Source organism: Actinomycetota bacterium (assembly GCA_030774015.1).
GTDB lineage: Bacteria > Actinomycetota > UBA4738 > UBA4738 > JACQTL01 > JALYLZ01.
Genome location: JALYLZ010000073.1, coordinates 13,694 through 33,802 on the forward strand (window position 1 = coordinate 13,694; position 20,109 = coordinate 33,802).

A 20,109-nucleotide genomic window follows, 5' to 3' on the forward strand; every position below is an offset into this window, starting at 1 on the left:
CTCACGATTCCAGCCATCCGAAGTGCGCCAGGCGCGCCTGTTCCTTGACCTCCGGAGACAGGAAGCTTGCCTCGAGGGCGTTTCCGGTCACCGCCGCCAGATCGGCCTGATCGAAGCCGAGCACGTCCCGGGCCACCTCGAGCTCGTGGGTGAGGTCGATCCCGAACAGTCCCGGATCGTCGGTGTTCAGCGTGACCCGGACCCCTTCGTGGAGCAGCCGCCGGGCCGGATGCTCGGCCAGGCTGGGGACCGCCGCGGTCCGCTCGTTCGAGGTCGGGCACATCTCCAGGACCACGCCCCGGTCCCGGGCCAGCGCGACCACCTCGGGGTCCTCCGCCACCGAACAGCCGTGCCCCAGCCGGGCCACCCCCAGGACCTCGATGGCTTCCCGCGAATACGAGGGCGGCCCGGCCTCACCGTAGTGCGCCGTCAGCGGCATGCCGGCGTCCCGAAGGGGCGCCAGGACCTCGACGAACAGCTGCGGCGGCCAGGCCATCTCGTCGTCGGCCAGGTCGAAGCCCACCAGCCGTTCCCGGTGCCGGAGCGCGAACTCCACGGTCCGGCGGGCCGAGTCCATCCCGTAGGCCCGGCTGACGATGGCGATGAACCCCACCGCCACGTCGTTCGCGGCTCGGGCCCGCGCCGTCCCCGCCAGGATGGCCCCGAACGCCGCGTCCCAGTCCAGCCCCGCCGTGCGGCACAGGAAGTCCGGCGAGAACCGCAGCTCGGCCAGGCGGACGTTGTCGGCCGCCAGGTCCTCCACCGCCTCGAACGCGATCCGCTCGACCGCCTCGAGGGTCCGGAACGCCTCCTGGGCCACCCGGAAGTACCGCAGCACCTCCTCCAGCGACGCCATCGGAGCCAGGACCTGGGCCAGCGGGGCGAGGTCCTCGGGCGTCCCCGCCGCGAGCGGCGCCCCGGCCTCCCGGGCCAGCTCGAGGATGGTGGAGAGCCGGACCGCCCCCTCCAGGTGGCGGTGCAGGTCGATCTTGGGCAGGCCGCGAAGGTCCACGAGCGGCCATTCAAGCGCATCGGAGCGGCGGATTCGCGGCGCCCCGCGCCCAGCCCGTAGCATCGGAGGAGATGCCGAACCTGCTCGAGGGAAAGCGCCTGCTGGTCACCGGCGTGCTCACGCCCCAGAGCATCGCGTTCGCCGCGGCGGAGGTGGCTCAGCGGGAGGGGGCGGAGGTCCTGCTGACCTCGTTCGGGAAGGCCATGGGGCTGACCGAGAAGAGCGCGCGGCGCCTGCCCACGCCGGTGGACGTCCTGGAGATGGACGCGAACGACGAGGTCCACATCCAGGCGGTGGCCGGCGAGATGGAGCGGCGATGGGGCCGGCTGGACGGGTTCCTGCACGCCATCGCGTTCGCCCCGCAGGACGCCCTGGGCGGGAACTTCCTCTCGGCACCGTGGGAGAGCGCCCAGGTGGCCTTCCGGACCAGCGCGTTCTCGCTGAAGGCGCTGGCCCAGGGGTTCCTGCCGCTGATGACGGACGGCGGGGCCATCGTGAGCATGGACTTCGACGCCACGGTGGCGTGGCCCATCTACGACTGGATGGGCGTGAGCAAGGCCGCCCTGGAGGCCATCACCCGGTACCTGGCCCGGGACCTCGGTCCGAGAGGGATCCGGGTGAACTGCGTGTCGGCGGGGCCGCTTCGGACCATGGCGGCCAAGAGCATCCCCGGGTTCGGCCGGCTGGCCAGTACGTGGGGCCGCCGGGCGCCGCTTCCGTGGGATCCGTCGGACCCCACGCCGGTGGCCCGGGCCGTCGCGTTCCTGCTGTCGGACTGGTCCGCCGGCATCACCGGCGAGATCCTGCACGTGGACGGGGGGTACCACGCCATGGGGTCGGACCTGGTGGACGAGGACCCGGTGGACGCGGGTTCTGTGGACGAGGCGGACGAGCCGGAGGAGCCGGAGGAACCGCGCCCCTAGCCGGCGATCGCGGTCTCGCGATCGATCTCGAACCAGACCTTGGTGGCCTCGTCCAGCTCGACCCCCCACCGGGTGGCCACCTGCCCCACCAGGTACAGCCCCCATCCGGAGTCCTGGTAGATGTTCGGCGACTCCTGGCCCGGCTCGAACCCGGGGCCGGGGTCCGTCACTTCCACCCGGACCCGGTCGGGGAGGATGTCCGCTCGCAGCCGGATGGTGGCCTCCGGCCCCAGGCCGGCGTGCCGGACGCTGTTGGTCACCAGCTCGCTGACCAGCAGGCGAATGTCCTCGACCAGCGGCTGGGGCAGCTCCCGGGACAGTCCCCTGAGGGCGTCGCGAGCCTCGGCGGGTGAATCGGTCGTCGAGCGAAGGTGGACCTCAATGCCCGGCATCGTCGCCCTCCCCGAGCAGGGCGGGCTCCTCGACGAAGTCGAGGCGGTTGTCGAGGAGCGCGATTCGAAACACCCGGTGGACCGCCTGCGGTCCCGGGATGACCACGAGCCGCCGGCCGTCCCGGCGGGCCCGGGCGTCCGCGGCCAGCACCGTTCGGAGCCCCGTCGAGTCGATGAAGCTCAGGTCCCGCAGGTCGAGCACCACGGTGGCCGGATTGTCGCGTTCGACCTCGGACAGTCGCTTCTCGACGTCGGCGGCGGCACCCAGATCGAACTCGCCCTTCAGCCGCACCCAGGCGTCGCCGTTCCTCGTGGAGACGTCGACCTCCGTGCCGCTCACGGTTCCACCCGCACGGCGAGAATCGCCATGTCGTCGCGGAGGGTTCCGCGGATGCGGCGGGACAGCTCCCGACGCGCGTGCTCCACGATCCCGGCGGCGTCCAGCCCCTCGGCGCCGGCCAGCAGCTCCGCGAGGTCGGGTTCCCCGGCCGCCCCGATGACGGCGGAGGGCGCAACGTCGGTGATCCCGTCCGTGTACAGGATCAGCGCGTCGCCGGGGCCGAGGTCGACGCTGCGGTCCGTCAGCGTGGGATCCTCGAACAGCCCCAGCAGCGTGCCGGGTACACCCACGGTCTCCACCGTGCCGTCACGCCGCAGCAGGGCGGGAAGCGGGTGCCCACCGCAGCATACGGTGAGGCGAGCGGCCTTTCCGTTCGGACGCAGGCGCACGTAGCACACCGTCAGGAATCGCCCGTCACCGGTCTGGTTGCGCACGGCCTCCGAGAGCATCGACAGGATGTGGCTGGGACGCCGTTCCCGCATGGCTGCGGCGCGCAGCGTGTGCCGGGCCAGCCCCATGACCGATGCGGCCAGCGGCCCCTTCCCGCACACGTCGCCGATCACCAGCCCCCAGCTGCCGTCACCGTTGTCGAACACATCGTAGAAGTCGCCTCCGACCTGGTTGCCGTCTCCCGCCGGCAGATACAGCGCGGCCAGGTCGATGCCGGGGACCTCGGGCAGCTCCGGCGGAAGGAGGCTCTGCTGGAGGGTCCGGGCGATGGTGTCCCGGTCCCGGTACAAACGGGCGTTCTCGATGGCCTGGGCGGCCCGGCGGGCCAGCTCCTCGGCCAGGGCGAGGTCGTCCCCGCCGTAGGCCCGGCCCGATTCCGACCACACCAGCGTGATCGCCCCCAGGGTACGCCCGCCCACCCTGAACGGCAGGATCATCAGCGACCGAAGCTGGAGGCTGCTGGCGATCTCGCGGACCTTGGGGTCCGGGACGGCGTCGATCATCTCGTCGGTGATGGTGGGGTACAGCTCGGGGCGGCCGGTCCGGATGACCGCGGGGACGCCGGTCGGAGCGTCCGGGTGAACCGGCTGCTGGCGGCGGAGGCGCTTGGCCAGCTTGACCTTGGCCGGGTCCACGTGGGCCACGACCAGCTGCTTGATGCCGCCACTCTCGTCGATCATGTCGATGGCGCACCAGTCGGCCAGCCGGGGTACGGCCAGGCGCGCCACCTTTGCGAGCGTCTTTTCGAAGTCCAGGGAGGACGACAGCACGCGGCTGGCATCGGCCATGAACGCCAGCTGGTCCCGGACACGCTCGGCTTCCGCCCGGGCCGCCTGCTGGGCCTCGTACAGGCGCGCCCGCTCCAGGGCCTGCGCGCCCTGCCGGGCCAGCGCGGACAGGAAGGCCCGGTCGTCCGCATCGAACGTGCGCGGATGGCCGAACGAGAAGGTGAGCCCGCCCACGGGGCGGCCCTCCACGATCATGGGGATGCACACCACGGCGTGGTCCGTTTCCTCGGGGCGGACGCCGAACACCGGATACCGCTTGGCCCGGTCCTCCAGGCTCTCCAGGTACACGGCCTCCGCCGACCGCACCGCCTCCGCCAGGGGATAGGGGGCGTCCGAGGGGAAGGTCCGCCACTGCTCCTCGAGCCCTTCCGGATACCCCACGGTGTGGACGATCTCCAGGGATCGGCCGTCTTCGGACAGCACGGCCATCAGCCCTGCCCGAGCTCCCAGGGCGATGAGGCCCCGACCCACCACCACCTGGGCCACCCGGGAGGGATCGAGCGCCTCCGACAACCCCGTGGCCACGGCATTGAGCAGCGCGGTGCGCGCGGCGGCCTGCTCCGCCAGGTGGCGAGCCCGCCGCTCGGCCTCGTACAGCCTTGCGTTGTCGACGGCCAGGCCGACCTGGCGGGCCAGCTCCTCGGCCACCGCCAGGTCCTCGGGGCCGTAGCGGCGCCCGGACTCCGCGGTCAGCAGGGAGATGGCCCCGAGCGTGTGCCCGCGGGCCGACAACGGCACGCAGATCCACGATCCGATGGCGATCCGCTCCGTCAGCAGCGCAAGGGCCTCGGGATCGTCGACGTCGGCCGCCAGCAGCTCGGCCGTCGCTTCCCGGTGAAACAGCGAGGTGCCCGTCCGCAGGACCAGGGGGACGCCGCCCTCCGCATCCGGGTTCACCTCGAAGTCCTGGGAGATGGTGTGCGCGATCTCGGATTTCGCCGGGTCGTCGTGCACCAGGGTGAGCCGCCGGACCGATCCGTCGTCGCGAACGACGTAGACGATGCACCAGTCGGCCAGCTGGGGAACCGCCAGCTCGGCGATCCGCGACAGCACGGTCTCGTTGTCCAGGCTGCTGGTGAGGACCTTCCCCGCCTCCGCCAGGAACCGCTCGCGCCGCTCCACCTTCTTGCGCGCCGACACGTTGCGGACGATGGTCGACGCGCCGATCAGCCTGCCGTCGGGGGACCGGATGGGGGAGACGGTCACCTCGACGTCGATGACCTCCCCGTTCTTCTTCTGCCGCCGGGTCTCGTGCAGGACCACCGCCTGGCCCCGGCGGATCTGGGCCATGATCTCCGGTACGTCGTTGGGGAACCCCTCGGGCACCAGGACCGAGACCGGCTTGCCCACGATCTCGTCGGGCGTGTACCCGTAGAGCCGCTGCGCCGCCGCGTTCCAGGACACGATGACGGCGTCCAGGTCCTTGCCGAAGATCGCATCGTTCGAGTTCTGGACGATCGAGGCCAGCATGGCCCGGTCCCGCTCCGCCTCCGCCCGCTCCGACAGGTCGCGGACGTACGCGATGAACAGCGGCGGGCCGGGCAGCTTGACCCGGTCCACCGTGAGCTCCACGGGGAACTCGGTGCCGTCGGCCCGGAGGGCGCTGAACTCGACCCGTGTCCCGAGGATGGAGCCCTTGCCGGTGGCCAGGTACGCCTTCAGGGCGGCCCGATGGCGCTTCCGGTACCGGGGCGGGATGAGGGTCTCCTCCACCAGGCGGCCCAGCGCTTCCTCCCGCCGCAGCCCGAACATCTCCTCGGCCGCCGGATTGAGGTCGGAGATCCTGCCCTCGTGGTCCATGGCCACGATGGCATCGATGGCCGACTCCAGCATGGCCCCCTTGCGGGCCTCGCTCTCCCGGAGCGCCTCCTCGGCCGCCTTCCGGTCGATGAACTGCCCGACCTGGATCCCGACGGCCGTCATCATCGCGAGCAGGTCCTCGTCCGGCTCCTTGATCTCCTGGCTGAAGAACTCGATGACCCCCGCCACCTCCGTCCCCCGGAGGACGGGAAAGCCGAACGCCGCACGCAGCCCGGCCTGGGCGGCGGCCTCGGCCCGAGGGAAGTTCCGGTCGCCGGTCACGTCGGGGATCCACGCGGCCCGCCTGAGCTGCCACACGCGTCCCGGCAGCCCCAGGCCCTGCTGGAAGACGGTGGATTCGGTCAGGCCCTTGAACCCGCCGATGTCCAGCTCGGGAGCGTGCCACAGGTCGACCAGCCGCAGGACGTCGCGGTCCCGGTCCAGCTCCCAGATGGCCCCGAACACCCATCCGAGCGCGTCACACATGGCCTCCAGGATTCCGCGGGCGGCGGCGGGCAGGGACTCCGCCTCCGCCAGGGCGGCGGTCACGGCGTACTGCGCCTTCACGCGCCGCTGGGCGTGCCATCGCTCGGTGACGTCGATGGCCACGCTGACCGCCCCCGCGACCCGACCGGCGTCGTCGGTCAGCGGCGAGAGCCGAGCCTCGATCACGATGCGGGCGCCGTCCCTGCGACGAGCCGGGAACTCGCCCTCCCAGGACTGTCCCGCGCGGAGCCTGACGAGGATCGCGATGGCCGGCTCGGAGGCCTGCTCCTCGACCAGGAGCGCCTGGATGGACCGGCCCAGCGCCGCGTCCCGCGAATAGCCGAACAGGGCCTCGGCCGCCCAGTTCCAGTACGTGATGGTCCCGGTCAGGTCGGTGACGACCACGGAAACGCTGGCCTGGTCGAGCAGATGCGCCTCGGGGGCCAGGCGAAGATCAAGGGAGCCAGGCGCGAGGTCGGTCATGAACGTCCGCTCACGATAGCGAAATCGTTACACACCGTCCCCATGTTGAGGGCGAGTATGCTCGCCATCGTGCGTGACGAGGTCCGCCTGACGACCTACAGCCACGGCGCCGGGTGAGCGTGCAAGCTCGGTCCTGGTGACCTGGCCCAGGTCCTGGGCCATCTGGGGACTCCGGCCATGCCGGAGGAGGTGCTGGTCTCCGCGGAGACCGGCGACGACGCGGCCGTGTACCGGCTTCCGGACGGCAGGGCGCTGGTGCAGACCGTCGACTTCTTCACGCCCATCGTCGACGACGCCTACGACTGGGGGCGCATCGCCGCGGCGAACGCGTTCAGCGACGTGTACGCGATGGGCGGCCTGCCCGTGCTGGCCCTCAACCTGGTCGGGTGGCCGGTGGACGTCCTGCCGCTCGAGCTGCTGGCCCGGGTCCTGGAGGGCGGGTCCGCCGTGTCCGCCCAGGCGGGGGTGGCCGTGGTCGGTGGGCACACCATCACCGATGCCGAGCCCAAGTACGGCATGGCGGTCACCGGGTTCGTGGACGCCGATCGCATCGTGCGCAACTCCACCGCGCCGCCCGGCGCCGGCCTGTACCTGACCAAGCCCCTGGGGACCGGCATCCTCAGCACGGCCATCAAGCAGCAGCGCGCCTCCGAGCTCCAGATCGCGCAGGCCGTCGAGCTCATGGTCCGCCTGAACGCGGAGGCCGCCGCCGCCATGGTGGAAGCGCGGGCCGAGGCGGCCACGGACGTCACGGGGTACGGCCTGCTCGGGCATCTCCGGACCATGCTCGCGGCGTCGGGGGTGGCCGCGACCGTGCACGCGGACGCGGTCCCGGTGCTCCCGGGGGTCCTGGAGCTGGCCGAGGACCGCGTGGTCCCCGGCGGCACCCACCGCAACCACGACTTCCTGGGGGAGTTCGTGACGTGGGGAGAGCTGGAGCTTCCCGAGCAGCTGGTGCTGGCAGACGCCCAGACCTCCGGAGGGCTCCTGATCGCGGCACGGGACGGCGACCGCCTCCAGGAGTCGCTGCTCCGCCGGGGCGTCTCGGCGCACCGGGTCGGTGAAACGGCCGAGGGCCTGCCCGGGCGGATCCGGGTGGAGGGCCGGGTGGGCCGGACCGGCTGAATCCGACCTCGTTGCTAGACTTCACGAGGTGATCCAGCTCGAGCGCAGCTTCCACGACGAGATCGTCCAGCAGGCCCTGGAGGAGTACCCGAACGAGGCCTGCGGGCTGATCGCGGCGAAGGAGGGGACCCCCGTCCGCGTCTACCGGATGCGAAACGCCGACGCGAGCCCGGCGACCTACCGGCTGGACCCGAAGGAGCAGCTGCGGGTGTTCGACGAGATCGAGGACGAGGGGCTGGAGCTCTACGCGATCTATCACTCGCACACGCATTCCGAGGCCTACCCGTCGGAGACCGACCGCCGCCAGGCGTTCTATCCGGAGAGCTACTACCTCGTCCTGTCACTGGCGGACCGGGACAACCCGGTGCTCCGCGGATTCCGGATCTCGGACGGCGAGGTCACCGAGGAGGAAGTGAGGATCGAATGAGCCCGACCCCTGGCCGAACGTTCACCGAGGAGGAAGTGGTCCGCTACGCGCGGCACATCATCCTGCCGCTCATCGGCGGGGAGGGACAGCGCAAGCTCCTGGAGGCCAAGATCCTGTGTGTGGGGGCGGGCGGCCTGGGGTCGCCCATCGCCATGTACCTGGCCGCGGCGGGCGTGGGAACCATCGGGATCGTCGACTTCGACCGGGTGGACCTCACCAACCTCCAGCGCCAGATCATCCACGGGACCGAGGACGTGGGCCGTCCCAAGGTGGAGTCGGCTGCCGACACCATGCGCTCGCTCAACCCGGGAGTGGACGTGCGGCCGCACGACGCCATGCTCTCCTCGGCGAACGCGTTCGAGATCCTCGAGCCCTACGACATCGTCATCGACGGCTCCGACAACTTCCCGGTCCGGTACCTGGTGAACGACGCCACCCAGATGCTGGGGAAGTCGCTGGTGTACGGCTCGATCTACCAGTTCGAGGGGCAGGCCACGGTGTTCCTGCCGGGGCGGGACAGCCCGTGCTACCGGTGCCTGTTCCCGCAGCCGCCGCCCCCGGGCTCGGTGCCGAACTGCGCGGAGGCGGGCGTGTTCGGGGTGCTCCCGGGGATCGTGGGATGCATCCAGGCCACCGAGGCCATCAAGCTCATCACCGGCATCGGGACCCCGCTGGTGGGGCGCCTGCTCATCTTCGACGCCCTGGACATGGACTTCCAGACCGTGAAGATCCGATGGGACCCGGAGTGTCCGGTGTGCGGGAAGGAGCCCACGGTGACCGAGCTCATCGACTACGACCTGTTCTGCGGGCTCGCCCCGGGCGAGGCGCCGCCGGAGGCCGAGCACGGCGTGGCCACGGGGGTGGGAGCGTGAGCGTGCGGGTCAAGCTTCCGACCATCCTACGCAAGCACACCGGCGGCGAGGGGCTCGTCGAGGGCCAAGGTGCGACGCTCCGCGAGGTGCTCTCCGACCTGGAGTCGCGCTACCCGGGGCTGACCCGCTCGGTGCTGTCCGAGGACGGCGGCCTGCACCGCTTCGTCAACGTCTACGTGAACAACGAGGACGTCCGCTACCTCGGCTCCCTGGAGACCGAGGTGAACGAGGGCGACACCGTCAGCATCCTCCCCGCCGTCGCCGGAGGGTCAGAGAAGGAAATCGATGCCAGCCAGGCCTGGTTTTGGACCCCGGCGTGGCAAGCGGGCGAGGCCGAAGCTTCCGCGGACATCGAAGCCGATCGCCTGGAGCGGTTCGACTCCGATGACGAGTTCCTTGCATCTTTCGACGAGTAGCGCGCCCACCGATCAATTCCGTCGCGTGCCAATGGGGCGTGACTCAGCCGGATCGAGTGCTTGGAACCCTGAGGGAGTCATGCACGCCACGCCGGGTCCTGTTGTGCTGATCAGGGACGCTCGCCCGGAAGAGATGGAGGCCGTCGCCCGGCTGAGCGTGGATGCCTATCGCGAGTTCGCCAATGTCGTCGGAGCCGACGTGTGGGCCCGAATGGAGCGCAACCTGGCTCGCCTGGGTGGGGATTCCCCGGACGCGGTGACCATCGTGGCAGAGATCGACGGCGAGCTGGTTGGGACCGCCGAGTACCTGGGTCCCAGGGGTCGGCGCGTGGGCCTAGTGGAGGCGGTCCCGGAAGGTGAGGCGTACATCGGCCGGCTGGGCGTGGCTCCACACGCGAGAACCCGGCGCGTCGGCAAGGCGCTCACTGAGGAGTGCATCCGCCGTGCCCGGGCCGACGGCGCCCGAACCATCGGCCTGGCCACCCGCGACGTCATGGTCGCGGCCCGAGCCATGTACGAGTCTCTCGGCTTCCGCCACGTCCGAACCGTCGACCGCGGGGGCTCCACGTTCCTGACCTATGTGCTGGATCTCACCCGCTGAAGGGGGAGCTTCTGGTGCACTTGACGGCGATCAGACCCGTGTCGTCACGCCGCTCTTCGTTCCCAACCCTCCAAAGGACACTGTGGCCTGCCGCCGCGATGCCTCCGAAGACGAGCTCCTTCGGCCTCGGTGATGGAACCCAGGCGCCGTCGGGCCGCAGACGATCGAGCACGCCGACCGGAAAGGTCTCCGATCCTCCGGGGACTTGCTTCGTCACGTATCTGTAACCGGCGGCCCACGCGCGCCCACGCAGCGAGACCGCCAACGCGTAGAGGCTCCCGCGTGGGAGTCCGGTCACGGACGCCGCAGTCCAGGCCATCCCGTCCCAGTGCTCGATGATGGCTAGGCCGAACCCCTGCCTCGTCCCACCCACCGCCCACACGTCGTTCGCCGCCCGGGCAGCCACGTCGGTGAGGATCACGTCGCTGCCACCCCGAACCGGGCTCGGGACGACCGACCATGCGGAACCGTCCCAGTGCTCGACGAGCGTGGCACCGTGCGGCCTGGTGGCGAGGGTCTGGCCACCGACCGCCCAGACGTCGTCGGTAGAGATCACCGCGACGCCGTTGAGCTCACCCGGCCCGTCCACGGGCTGCGGGGTGTTCGTCCATGTGCTCCCGTCCCAGTGCTCGATCAGCGGAGATGCACTGAAACGGTTCGGGCCCGTCTGCGGAAACCACCGTCCTACCGCCCACACGTCGTCCGGGCTCGCCGCACCGAGCCCGACGAGGTCCACGATGGCTGGATCCGGGTCGGTGATCGGCGTCAGGGACCACTCGGCACCGTTCCAGTGGGCGGCGATCTCTTCGCCGCCCTCATCGCCGGCCGCCCACACATCGCTCGATGAGAGGGAGAGGATCGGGCCGAAGGTGGAGTCCTCGCCGAGAGCGGAATTCGGTGTCGGCACCACTTTCCACGAGGCACCGTCCCAGTGCATGGCCAGCGTGCGGAGGCCGACGTTCTTGATCACGTAGCCCGCGAGCCAGGCGTTCGTCGGGGACGTCGCCGACACTCGGCCGAGGTCCTGGCCTTCTCCGGGAAGTGAGACGTCCAGGCGGTCCCATTTCCCGTTGCAGGCAGGGCTGGTCGTCGCGACGGCTGACCCTGGAAGGAGTGCTGCAGCCGTCAGGGCGATCAACGAGGACAGTATTGCCAGGAGCAATCGGGTGGAGAGACGCGGGCGCGTTGCCACAGGCGAAGTGTAGAGGCCGACGGCGGCGTCGAGCATCCAGGCAAACGAGCGATCGGTCGGCCTCGTCATGGGTGGGGTCGGCGAGTGCTGGGATAATCGGGGCTCGTGCGCGCGAACGACATCCTGGACGCGATCGGCAACACCCCGCTCGTCGGCATCCCCCGGCTGAGCCCGAAACCGTCCGTGCGGCTGTGGGCGAAGCTGGAGGGAGCCAACCCGACCGGCTCGCTGAAGGACCGCATCGCCAAGAAGATGATCGAGGAGGCCGAGCACGACGGCTCCCTCACCCCGGGCCGCATCATCCTGGAGCCCACCTCCGGGAACACCGGGATCTCCCTGGCACTGGTGGCTCGCCGCAAGGGCTACCGGATCACCGTGGTCATCCCCGACAACGCCAGCGAGGAGCGCATCCGCCTGCTGGAGCTGTTCGGCGCGGAGATCGTGTTCTCCCCCGCCGAGAAGGGCACGAACGGCTCCATCGAGGTGGCCCGGGCGCTGGCGCGCGACGAGAAGTACTTCATGCCGTTCCAGTATGGGAACCCTTCCAACCCGCAGGCCCATTACGAGGGAACCGGCGAGGAGATCGTGCGCGACCTCCCCGAGGTGACGCACTTCGTGGCGGGGCTCGGCACGGGCGGCACGCTGATGGGTGTGGGCCGCCGGCTCCGCGAGCACAACCCCGACGTGAGGATCGTCGCCGCCGAGCCCGAGCTGGGAGAGCTCGTGTACGGTCTCCGCTCCCTCGACGAGGGGTTCGTCCCGCCCATCTTCGACGAGCGGATCCTGGACCGGAAGTTCCTGGTGGCCTCGCACGACGCGCTCCGGGCCACCCGCGAGCTCACCCAGCAGGAGGGGATCTTCGCGGGGATCTCCTCGGGCGCGGTGATCCACGTGGCCCGCCGGATCGCCCAGGACATCCCGGAAGGAGACATCGTGTGCCTGCTGGCCGACGGCGGGTGGAAGTACCTCTCCACCGAGGCCTGGGCGGCCGAGATCGACGTGGCCGAGAAGCGGGTGGAGGAGGCCCTGTGGTGGTGAGTTCGGTGACGCGCCGGTGAGCGATGCCCGCCCCATCGGCGTGTTCGACTCCGGCAGCGGCGGCCTGACCGTGGCGCGGGCCATCCTCGATTCCCACCCCGGGGAGTCGCTGCTGTACGTGGGCGACACCGCCCGGTTCCCGTATGGCCCCCGGTCCCTCGAGGAGATCCGGGGCTACGCCCTGGAGATCGCCGCGTACCTGGTGGGCCGGAACGTGAAGATGCTGGTGGTGGCCTGCAACTCGATCGAGGTGGCGGCCATCGAGGAGGTCACTCGGGCCGCCGGCCTTCCCGTGGTGGGGGTCATCGACCCTGGGGTCCGGGCCGCGGTCCGGGCCACGCACAACGGCCGGGTCGGCCTGATCGGGACCGAGGCCACCGTCCGCAGCGGCGCCTACGAGCGCGCGGTGGCCCGCACCGGGCAGGACATCCGGCTCGTCTCCCAGGCCTGTCCGGTCTTCGTGGAGTACGTGGAGCGCGGGGACACGGCCAGCGAGGAGCTGTTCGGGATCGCCCGCGACTACCTCGCGCCCCTCCAGGCGGCCGGCGTGGACACACTGATCCTCGGCTGCACGCACTACCCGTTGCTGGCCGGCCTGATCTCGTTCGTGATGGGGCCGGACGTGCGCCTGATCTCCTCGGCCGAGGAGACGGCGAAGGACGTGTTCGCCACCCTGCTCCGGGCGGGCCTTCTTTCCTCGGACGGCTCGTACCCCTCGCACGAGTTCGTATGCACCGGCGATCCCGTCCAGTTCCGGCGGATCGCGGAGGTCTTCCTGGGGCCGTCCATCCCGGAGGTCCGGGTCGCGGTGCCGGGCGGGTTCCAGGCCACGGCGGGGGTCGCCCCGTGGAGCTGACGGTCCTCGGCTCGTCGGCGGCGTGGCCCGACGCGGGGCTTGCCGCCAGCGGGTACCTGCTGCGGGAGGACGGCTTCAACGCGGTCCTCGACCTCGGCACGGGCGTGTTGTCGAACCTCCAGCTGCACATCCCGCACCAGCAGTTGGGCGCCGTGATCATCACGCACTCCCACATCGACCACTGCATCGACCTGCATCCGCTGTTCATGGCCAGGCTGTTCCATCCCGAACCGCTCCCGCCCCTGCCACTGTTCGCGCCGCCCGGGGTGTTCGAACGGGTGGCCGGGCTGGAGGACGCCGAGGGGGTCGCTGAGATGCGGAAGCTGTTCGACGTCCACGAGGTGGAACCGGGCGCCGGCTTCGAGGCTGGGCCACTTCGGGTGTCCACCCGGCTGCTTCCCCATTGGGTCCCGAACGCCGGGCTGCGGATCCAGGCGGACGGCCGGGTGCTCGTGTACACCGGCGACACGGGGCCCAGCGAGGAGATCGAAGCCCTGGCCCGGGACGCCGACGCGGCGGTGATCGAGGCCAGCTGGCGGCCGGAGCAGGCGGAGGGCCGACCTCCGTTCCACCTGACGGCCCGCCAGGCCGCCGAGCACGCCGCCCGGGCCGGCGCCGGCCGTCTGGTGCTGTCGCACTTCTGGCCGGGAGCGGACCGCGACGCGTCCCGGGACGAGGCCGCGGCGGTCTTCGACGGGGAGATCACGGTCGCCCACGAGGGCATGCGGCTGGAGGTGGGAGGCTGAGCACCGTTCGAACCGACGGACGCGGTCCCACCGACCTCCGGCCGGTGAAGCTCCAGATGGGGTTCCTGGAGTGGGCGGAGGGGTCCGTCCTGATGGAGGTCGGGAAGACCAGGGTCCTCGCGGCCGCGTCCTACGAGGCCAGGGTGCCCCGATTCCTGGTGGGCAGCGGCAAGGGGTGGGTCTCGGCCGAGTACTCCATGCTGCCCCGCGCGACGGAGGTGCGAACCCCCCGGGAGGTCCAGCAGGGCCGCCCGTCCGGCCGAACGCAGGAGATCCAGCGGCTGATCGGACGGTCACTCCGGGCGGTGACGGCGCTCGAGAAGATGGGGGAGTCCACGATCTGGGTGGACTGCGACGTGCTCCAGGCCGACGGGGGCACCCGGACGGCATCGATCACGGCGGGCTACATCGCGCTGGCCATGGCCGTCAGGACGCTCCGGGGACGTGAGCTGCTGCGCCAGGATCCCCTGACCGACCAGGTGGCCGCGGTCAGCGCGGGGATCGTGGGTGAGGAGGCCCTGCTCGACCTGTGCTACGAGGAGGACTCGAAGGCGGACGTGGACTTCAACGTGGTGATGACGGGATCGGGCCAGCTGGTCGAGCTCCAGGGCACCGCGGAGGGGCGGGCGTTCAGCCGGGACCAGCTCCAGCAGATGGTGGACCTCGCCGAGGTGGGGATCCGGGAGCTCACGGCGATCCAGCGCGAGGCCCTGGCGACGCTCCCGGAGGGCTGAGCCGATGCCCTTCCCCGATCTCATCGCCCTGGCGACCCGAAATCCCGGGAAGATCCGGGAGATCAGGACGATCTGTGCGGATTGGCCGGTCCGCTGGCTGACCGCAGGCGGGGACGACCGGCCGTGGCCCGACCTGGAGGAACCCGGCGAGACCTACGCCGAGAACGCGCTGGCCAAGGCCCGGACGGTGGTGGAGGCGCTCGGCGTGCCGGCCCTGGCGGACGACTCCGGCATCGAGGTGGACGCGCTGGGCGGCGGTCCGGGCCCGCGGTCGGCCCGGTTCGCCGGCGAGCACGCCACCGAGCAGCAGAACCTGGACAAGCTGATCGAGGCGCTGGCCGGCGTCCCGCCCCAGCAGCGGACGGCCCGGTATCGCTGCGTGGCGGTGCTGGCCCGCCCGGGCGGCTCGGAGGTCCGCGCCGAGGGGGTGTGCGAGGGCACGTTGATCACCGAGCCTCGCGGGACCGGCGGCTTCGGATACGACCCCATCTTCCTTCCGGCTGGCTTCGAGCGAACCATGGCCGAGCTCTCGCTGGAGGAGAAGGATCGCATCAGCCACCGGGGAAAGGCCCTCCGGGCCCTCGGTCGCATCCTGACTCAGGAGACCGTGACGGGGTCCCGGCGATGAGTGAGGCGGCCGGCGCCGTCGACCGCTCGGCGGTCGGGCAGGTCGGCTCCGGCGAGTTCGTGGGGGAGGTCGGCCTGCTGGGAGGCGGTGCCGCCACGGCCACGGTTCGGGCCACGTCGCCCACACGGTGCCTGGAGATCCGCCGGGAGCGGTTCTGGGAGCTGCTGGAACAGGAACCGGCCATCGCGCTGCGGATCCTCGAGGTGGTGTGCCGCCGCCTGGTCCGCTCGGCTGGCGTGGGCCCCACGGCCAACCTGCCCGGATAGCTCCGGGCGGTTCCTCGGTCCTCGGTCCTCAATCGTCCTCGTCGACGATCGAGACGTTTTCCAGCTTCTCGACGGGGATCAGCTCCAGGATCCGCTTCACCAGCGACCCGGGCGAGACCAGGATGAGGCGCCCCCGCTCTCCCAGGCCCTTGGCCGTGCGGACGAGCACCTGGATCCCGGTGGAGTCCATGAACGCGAGCCCGGCCAGGTCCAGGGTCAGGCTGCCGCCTGCCTGGACGTCGGGCTCCAGGGCCGCGGTCAGGGAACCGACGTTCGACGCATCCAGCTCTCCGACCAGGCGGAATCCGCGCGGGTCGTTGGTCTTCTCGATCTGAAGGAGCATCCGGACGCCACTCGGGTGGGGACGGGCCATGATACTCCGGTCCTTCCGTCCGGCCGGTGAGGGGACTCCTTGCTCAGCTTGGCGCCCGGCCCCGAGGGTATGGTTCGGCCGTGGAGTCCAGGGACGGGGGGGCCGCGGTCTCCGTCGGCGTCCCGCGCGAGACGTATCCCGGCGAGCGGCGGGTGGCCCTGGCCCCCGCCAGCGTGCCGCCGCTGGTGAAGGCGGGCCTGACGGTCCTGCTGGAGTCGGGGGCGGGGGCGGAGGCCGGCTTCTCCGACCAGGCCTACACCGAGCGCGAGGCGTCGATCGGCTCCCGCCGGGACGCTCTGGGGGCGGACGTCGTGCTCCAGGTGCGGACCCTCGGAGCGAATCAGGAAGCAGGGCGCGAGGACCTGGACCTGCTGCGCGAGGGACAGATCGTGATCGGGATGGCGGCCCCCCTGACCGCCGCGGAGGCTGCCCGCGAGCTCGCCGAGCACGGGGTCACCCTGTTCGCCATGGAGCTGATGCCCCGGATCAGCCGGGCCCAGGGCATGGACGTGCTGTCCTCCCAGGCCACCATCGCCGGGTACAAGGCCGTGCTGCTGGCGGCAGACGCGTTGCCGAAGATGTTCCCCATGCTGACCACCGCAGCCGGCACGGTCGCGCCGGCCCGGGTGTTCGTGATCGGCGCCGGGGTGGCCGGGCTCCAGGCCATCGCCACGGCCCGCCGTCTGGGCGCGGTGGTGGAGGCCTACGACGTCCGCCCCGCGGTGAAGGAGCAGGTGGAGAGCCTGGGGGCGAAGTTCGTGGAGCTGCCCCTGGAGTCGGCCGACGCCGAGGATCGCGGCGGGTACGCGAAGGCCCAGGACGAGGACTTCTACCGGCGCCAGCGGGAGACCATGTCCCGCGTGGTGCGGGCTTCCGACATCGTCATCACCACCGCGCTGGTCCCGGGGGTCAGGGCGCCGTTGCTGGTCCCGGCCGACGCGGTGAAGGGCATGGCGCCGGGCTCGGTGGTCGTGGACCTAGCCGCCGAGCAGGGCGGGAACTGCGAGCTGACCAGGGCGGACGAGACGGTCGAGGTCAACGGGGTCCGGATCATGGGGCCGACCAACCTGCCGTCCACCATCCCGTTCCACGCCAGCCAGATGTACGCGAAGAACGTGTCGTCCTTTCTGCTGCGCCTGGTCGCCGACGGGAGGATCGAGGTCGACCTGGAGGACGAGATCACCCGGGAGACGCTGGCCACGCGAGACGGCGACGTGGTCCACCCCCGCATCCGCCAGGCCCTCGGGCTCGAGGAGAAGAAGCCCGCCGCGGCGTCGCCGGAGGGAGGCAATGGCCGATGACGTCGCGGATCGAGACCGGCCTGTACGTGTTCGTGCTCGCGACGTTCCTCGGCTACGAGGTCATCCGCCGGGTGCCGTCGCTGCTGCACACGCCACTGATGTCGCTGACCAACGCGATCTCCGGGATCTCGCTGGTGGGGTCGCTGATCCTGGCTGGCGCCAAGCACAGCACCCTCAGCACCGTCCTCGGGACGGTGGCCGTCACCGCCTCCACCATCAACGTGGTGGGCGGGTTCCTGATCACCGACCGCATGCTGCGGATGTTCCGGCGCCGGGAGCCCCGTCCGCGCCCGGCGACGAAGCAACCCGAGAACTCGCCGTGAGGATGCGCCCATGAACGACCACGCCATCCAGCTGATCTACCTGGCCTCGGGCGCGTCGTTCATCCTGGCGCTGCGCTGGATGAGCGCGCCGGCCACGGCCCGCCGGGGGGTGTGGATCGGCGAGGCGGGAATGCTCCTCGCGGTCATCGGCACGCTGCTCCGCTCCGAGATCGTCAGCTACCAGTGGATCATCGTCGCGCTGTTCCTCGGCTCGGCCATCGGCATCCCCATGGCGTTCTTCATGCCCATGACGGCGATGCCGCAGCGGATCGCGCTCTCCCATGCGTTCGGCGCCCTGGCCGCGGCGCTGGTGGGCACGTCGGAGTTCTACCTGCACTCCCCCCACATCACGAAGTTCACCATGACCGCGCTCGGGATCGAGGTGGTGCTGGGCTATCTCACCTTCACGGGGAGCCTCATGGCCTTCGGCAAGCTCCAGGAGGTCCTCCCGCAGCGACCCATCGTCTACCGGGGCCAGAACTACATGAACCTCGGCATGCTGGGGGCGGCCGTCGCCCTGGTGGTGGTGCTGGTGATCGATCCCGGCCGCAAGGAGCTGTTCCCGGTCATCGCGGCGCTGTCGCTGGTGTTCGGCGTGCTGCTGATCATCCCGATCGGCGGCGCCGACATGCCCACGGTGATCTCGCTGCTGAACTCCTACGCCGGGCTGTCCGGCGCCGCCATGGGATTCGTCCTGGACAACAAGGTGCTGATCATCGCCGGAGCGCTGGACGGCTCCTCCGGGTTCCTGCTGTCGCTCATCATGTCCCGGGCCATGAACCGGTCCTTCCGGAACGTGCTGTTCGGGGCGTTCGGGCAGCTCCAGGTGTCCGCCGCCGGCGCCGAGACGGAGCAGCGTCCGGTCAGGAGCGGCACGGCCGAGGAGGCCGCCATGATCCTGGACGCGGCCCGCCTGGTGATCGTGGTGCCGGGCTACGGCCTGGCGGTGGCCCAGGCCCAGCACAAGGTCAAGGAGCTCGCCGACGCGTTGATGAAGCGCGGCGTCGAGGTGAAGTTCGCCATCCACCCGGTGGCCGGCCGGATGCCCGGGCACATGAACGTGCTGCTGGCCGACGCCGACGTCCCCTACGACCTCCTGTTCGAGATGGACACCATCAACCCGGAGTTCGCCCAGGCCGACGTGGCCCTGATCATCGGGGCGAACGACGTCACCAACCCCGCCGCCCGGTCGGAGAAGGGCAGTCCCATCTACGGCATGCCGATCCTGAACGTGGACCGGGCCCAGACGGTGATGGTGATCAAGCGGAGCATGGCGCCGGGGTTCGCCGGCATCCCGAACGAGCTGTACTACCTGGACAGGACCAGCATGCTCTTCGGCGACGCCAAGGCCGTGGTCACCGACCTGGTTTCCGAGCTTTCGAAGATCGCCGCCGGGGTGTGAAGGGACGCGGCCTGGCGCTCACCTGGCCCCGGTGGCCCACAGGAAGTCCTGGCCGAGCCTGCCGCCCTGCCCGCGGTTGTCGTTCTCGACGCGCATGACGAACTCGTACCCGTGGGACTCTCCCGAGCTCCAGCCCCCGTGGGGGTCGAGGATCCCCTGCCTCGCGGAGTCCGGATAGCTCGCCACCAGGCCCTGGTACAGCACGCCGGGCCCCAACCCGGTGAAGTCGGTCCGGTTCGCCCGGAACCCCAGGCACGAGGGGAATCGGGTGGTATCCGGGAGGTATCCGCGCACCACCCTGAGCTGTACCAGTCGCGCCATCCGAGGGTCCCCGGAGGTCGAGCCGTACAGCCGGACCGACGCCGGCAGGCGGCCCGCGAACGTGACGCGGATGCACCGCCGGACGGGATGTCCGGGCCGGGCGTTCCGAACCTCGAACATCGGGTTGGCGCCATCGTGGTCCGACAGCGAGGCGCCGCCCGAGCGGGAGGAGGCCATGGCTTCCGCCGGTCCACTGGCCGCCATGGCCCAGGTGCTGGCCCACAGCAGCGAGCCAACGACTACCGCCAACGCCGCAGCCCGCCCCGCGGTCGCTCGGCGCGCTTGCGCCGCGGCGCCGGTCCGAGTCCAATGGCCGCTCACGTGGTAGTCATCGGCAGGAGGGGGCGGACCGGCGCATCCCTCGATTCAGGTATCTGAAGCCCGAGCCGGTCAGTGCGGGAAGGGGGACTTGGTACAGTCAGATCGCCCTACTGGCTTTCCTCGAGAGCCAGGCCGAAGGGGCTTCCCTCGGTGTCTCGGCACACGCTCCACCGCTCGCCCGGGTGGATGACCGAACCGCCCAGCGCGCTGACCCGCCGAAGCGCCTCGTCCATGTCCGGGACGGAGAAGTAGGGGAGCGACACCCGGTCGCCGGGGCCCGTCCCTCGCGTGTGGAGGCCGAGCGCGGGACCACTTCCGTGGGTCTGCCAGCCTTGCCCTTCGGCCGCCTCACGACTCTGGAGGTCGACGTCCAGGAGCCCGCCCCAGAACGCCAGAGCACGGGCCGGGTCGTCGGCAGGGAACTCCACGAGCCGGATCGGCGAGCTCACCCCGGCACGATAGCGCGACCGGCGGGTGGTGCGAGCGGCGACTG

The 20,109-nt window shown here is 71.0% G+C and carries 22 protein-coding genes and 2 pseudogenes; 15 read left to right on the top strand and 9 right to left on the bottom strand.

Features of this window, described 5'->3' with window-relative positions:
- Position 1 precedes the first annotated feature (1 nt).
- Entirely contained in the window at positions 2–1,012 is a 1,011-nt protein-coding gene (gene add, locus M3Q23_07390; protein MDP9341917.1) for an adenosine deaminase, read from the bottom strand.
- Positions 1,013–1,083: 71 nt separating this feature from the next.
- Here add and fabI point away from each other — a divergent pair, with 71 nt between their 5' ends.
- Positions 1,084–1,935, top strand: a complete 852-nt coding sequence (gene fabI / locus M3Q23_07395) for an enoyl-ACP reductase FabI (protein ID MDP9341918.1) — start codon at positions 1,084–1,086, stop codon at positions 1,933–1,935.
- Here the strand turns inward: fabI and M3Q23_07400 are convergent.
- The 4 genes and pseudogenes from M3Q23_07400 to M3Q23_07415 all read right to left on the bottom strand — a co-directional run bounded on the left by M3Q23_07400 (position 1,932) and on the right by M3Q23_07415 (position 6,674).
- Positions 1,932–2,327, bottom strand: a complete 396-nt coding sequence (locus M3Q23_07400; protein MDP9341919.1) for an ATP-binding protein — start codon at positions 2,325–2,327, stop codon at positions 1,932–1,934. The two genes, fabI and M3Q23_07400, sit on opposite strands and share 4 nt — an antisense overlap.
- Positions 2,314–2,667 carry an STAS domain-containing protein gene (locus M3Q23_07405; GenBank protein MDP9341920.1) on the bottom strand — a complete coding sequence of 118 codons (354 nt, stop codon included), beginning with the start codon at positions 2,665–2,667 and terminating at the stop codon, positions 2,314–2,316. Before M3Q23_07405 ends, M3Q23_07400 begins: the two co-directional genes overlap by 14 nt.
- Positions 2,664–3,263 carry a serine/threonine-protein phosphatase gene (locus tag M3Q23_07410; GenBank protein ID MDP9341921.1) on the bottom strand — a complete coding sequence of 200 codons (600 nt, stop codon included), beginning with the start codon at positions 3,261–3,263 and terminating at the stop codon, positions 2,664–2,666. The genes M3Q23_07405 and M3Q23_07410 overlap by 4 nt, the downstream gene beginning before the upstream one ends.
- Positions 3,264–3,473: 210 nt before the next feature.
- Positions 3,474–6,674 (bottom strand): annotated as a pseudogene (locus M3Q23_07415) (PAS domain S-box protein).
- A 57-nt stretch (positions 6,675–6,731) separates the two neighbouring features.
- Between M3Q23_07415 and selD the strand changes: the two are divergent.
- From selD to M3Q23_07440, 5 genes and pseudogenes are all read left to right on the top strand, one after another.
- Positions 6,732–7,799 (top strand): selenide, water dikinase SelD, encoded by a 1,068-nt coding sequence (selD, locus tag M3Q23_07420; GenBank protein ID MDP9341922.1) that lies wholly within the window; start codon positions 6,732–6,734, stop codon positions 7,797–7,799.
- A 28-nt stretch (positions 7,800–7,827) separates the two neighbouring features.
- Entirely contained in the window at positions 7,828–8,226 is a 399-nt protein-coding gene (locus M3Q23_07425; GenBank protein ID MDP9341923.1) for a M67 family metallopeptidase, read from the top strand.
- Positions 8,223–9,065: pseudogene (moeB, locus tag M3Q23_07430) on the top strand (molybdopterin-synthase adenylyltransferase MoeB). The gene M3Q23_07425 and the pseudogene moeB overlap by 4 nt, the downstream one beginning before the upstream one ends.
- A 29-nt stretch (positions 9,066–9,094) precedes the next feature.
- Positions 9,095–9,514: a MoaD family protein gene (locus tag M3Q23_07435; protein ID MDP9341924.1), complete on the top strand. Its 420-nt coding sequence runs from the start codon at positions 9,095–9,097 to the stop codon at positions 9,512–9,514.
- Between the two features lie 79 nt (positions 9,515–9,593).
- A complete protein-coding gene (locus M3Q23_07440) occupies positions 9,594–10,115 on the top strand; it encodes a GNAT family N-acetyltransferase (protein MDP9341925.1) in 522 nt (173 codons plus the stop codon).
- Here M3Q23_07440 and M3Q23_07445 read toward each other — a convergent pair.
- Entirely contained in the window at positions 10,105–11,343 is a 1,239-nt protein-coding gene (locus M3Q23_07445; GenBank protein MDP9341926.1) for a hypothetical protein, read from the bottom strand. The two genes, M3Q23_07440 and M3Q23_07445, sit on opposite strands and share 11 nt — an antisense overlap.
- Positions 11,344–11,412: 69 nt before the next feature.
- Here M3Q23_07445 and M3Q23_07450 point away from each other — a divergent pair, with 69 nt between their 5' ends.
- Genes M3Q23_07450 through M3Q23_07475 form a run of 6 tightly spaced genes read left to right on the top strand, consistent with a single transcriptional unit; the run spans position 11,413 to position 15,575 of the window.
- A complete protein-coding gene (locus tag M3Q23_07450; protein ID MDP9341927.1) occupies positions 11,413–12,345 on the top strand; it encodes a cysteine synthase in 933 nt (310 codons plus the stop codon).
- Positions 12,346–12,361: 16 nt separating this feature from the next.
- Positions 12,362–13,201, top strand: a complete 840-nt coding sequence (gene murI, locus M3Q23_07455) for a glutamate racemase (protein ID MDP9341928.1) — start codon at positions 12,362–12,364, stop codon at positions 13,199–13,201.
- Positions 13,192–13,947, top strand: a complete 756-nt coding sequence (locus M3Q23_07460) for an MBL fold metallo-hydrolase (GenBank protein ID MDP9341929.1) — start codon at positions 13,192–13,194, stop codon at positions 13,945–13,947. The genes murI and M3Q23_07460 overlap by 10 nt, the downstream gene beginning before the upstream one ends.
- 56 nt (positions 13,948–14,003) lie before the next feature.
- On the top strand, positions 14,004–14,681 hold the full coding sequence (gene rph, locus M3Q23_07465) for a ribonuclease PH (protein ID MDP9341930.1): 678 nt from the start codon (positions 14,004–14,006) through the stop codon (positions 14,679–14,681).
- Positions 14,682–14,685: 4 nt separating this feature from the next.
- Positions 14,686–15,309, top strand: coding sequence for an RdgB/HAM1 family non-canonical purine NTP pyrophosphatase (gene rdgB, locus M3Q23_07470; GenBank protein ID MDP9341931.1), 624 nt, complete (start codon positions 14,686–14,688; stop codon positions 15,307–15,309).
- Positions 15,306–15,575: a cyclic nucleotide-binding domain-containing protein gene (locus M3Q23_07475; protein ID MDP9341932.1), complete on the top strand. Its 270-nt coding sequence runs from the start codon at positions 15,306–15,308 to the stop codon at positions 15,573–15,575. The genes rdgB and M3Q23_07475 overlap by 4 nt, the downstream gene beginning before the upstream one ends.
- Before the next feature lie 28 nt (positions 15,576–15,603).
- On the opposite strand, the gene M3Q23_07480 is transcribed toward M3Q23_07475, so the two are convergent.
- The gene (locus M3Q23_07480) at positions 15,604–15,918 is read right to left on the bottom strand and encodes an STAS domain-containing protein (protein MDP9341933.1); all 315 of its coding nucleotides are present in this window, start codon (positions 15,916–15,918) and stop codon (positions 15,604–15,606) included.
- Positions 15,919–16,028: 110 nt separating this feature from the next.
- Here M3Q23_07480 and M3Q23_07485 point away from each other — a divergent pair, with 110 nt between their 5' ends.
- The 3 genes from M3Q23_07485 to M3Q23_07495 are packed head-to-tail and all read left to right on the top strand — an operon-like array spanning position 16,029 to position 18,974.
- Positions 16,029–17,249, top strand: a complete 1,221-nt coding sequence (locus M3Q23_07485; GenBank protein ID MDP9341934.1) for a Re/Si-specific NAD(P)(+) transhydrogenase subunit alpha — start codon at positions 16,029–16,031, stop codon at positions 17,247–17,249.
- Positions 17,246–17,572, top strand: a complete 327-nt coding sequence (locus tag M3Q23_07490; protein ID MDP9341935.1) for an NAD(P) transhydrogenase subunit alpha — start codon at positions 17,246–17,248, stop codon at positions 17,570–17,572. Before M3Q23_07485 ends, M3Q23_07490 begins: the two co-directional genes overlap by 4 nt.
- Before the next feature lie 10 nt (positions 17,573–17,582).
- Positions 17,583–18,974, top strand: a complete 1,392-nt coding sequence (locus tag M3Q23_07495; protein ID MDP9341936.1) for an NAD(P)(+) transhydrogenase (Re/Si-specific) subunit beta — start codon at positions 17,583–17,585, stop codon at positions 18,972–18,974.
- Positions 18,975–18,992: 18 nt separating this feature from the next.
- On the opposite strand, the gene M3Q23_07500 is transcribed toward M3Q23_07495, so the two are convergent.
- Together M3Q23_07500 and M3Q23_07505 are read right to left on the bottom strand one after the other, a co-directional pair.
- A complete protein-coding gene (locus tag M3Q23_07500) occupies positions 18,993–19,544 on the bottom strand; it encodes a hypothetical protein (protein MDP9341937.1) in 552 nt (183 codons plus the stop codon).
- Positions 19,545–19,723: 179 nt separating this feature from the next.
- Positions 19,724–20,065, bottom strand: a complete 342-nt coding sequence (locus tag M3Q23_07505) for a hypothetical protein (GenBank protein ID MDP9341938.1) — start codon at positions 20,063–20,065, stop codon at positions 19,724–19,726.
- Positions 20,066–20,109 lie beyond the last annotated feature (44 nt).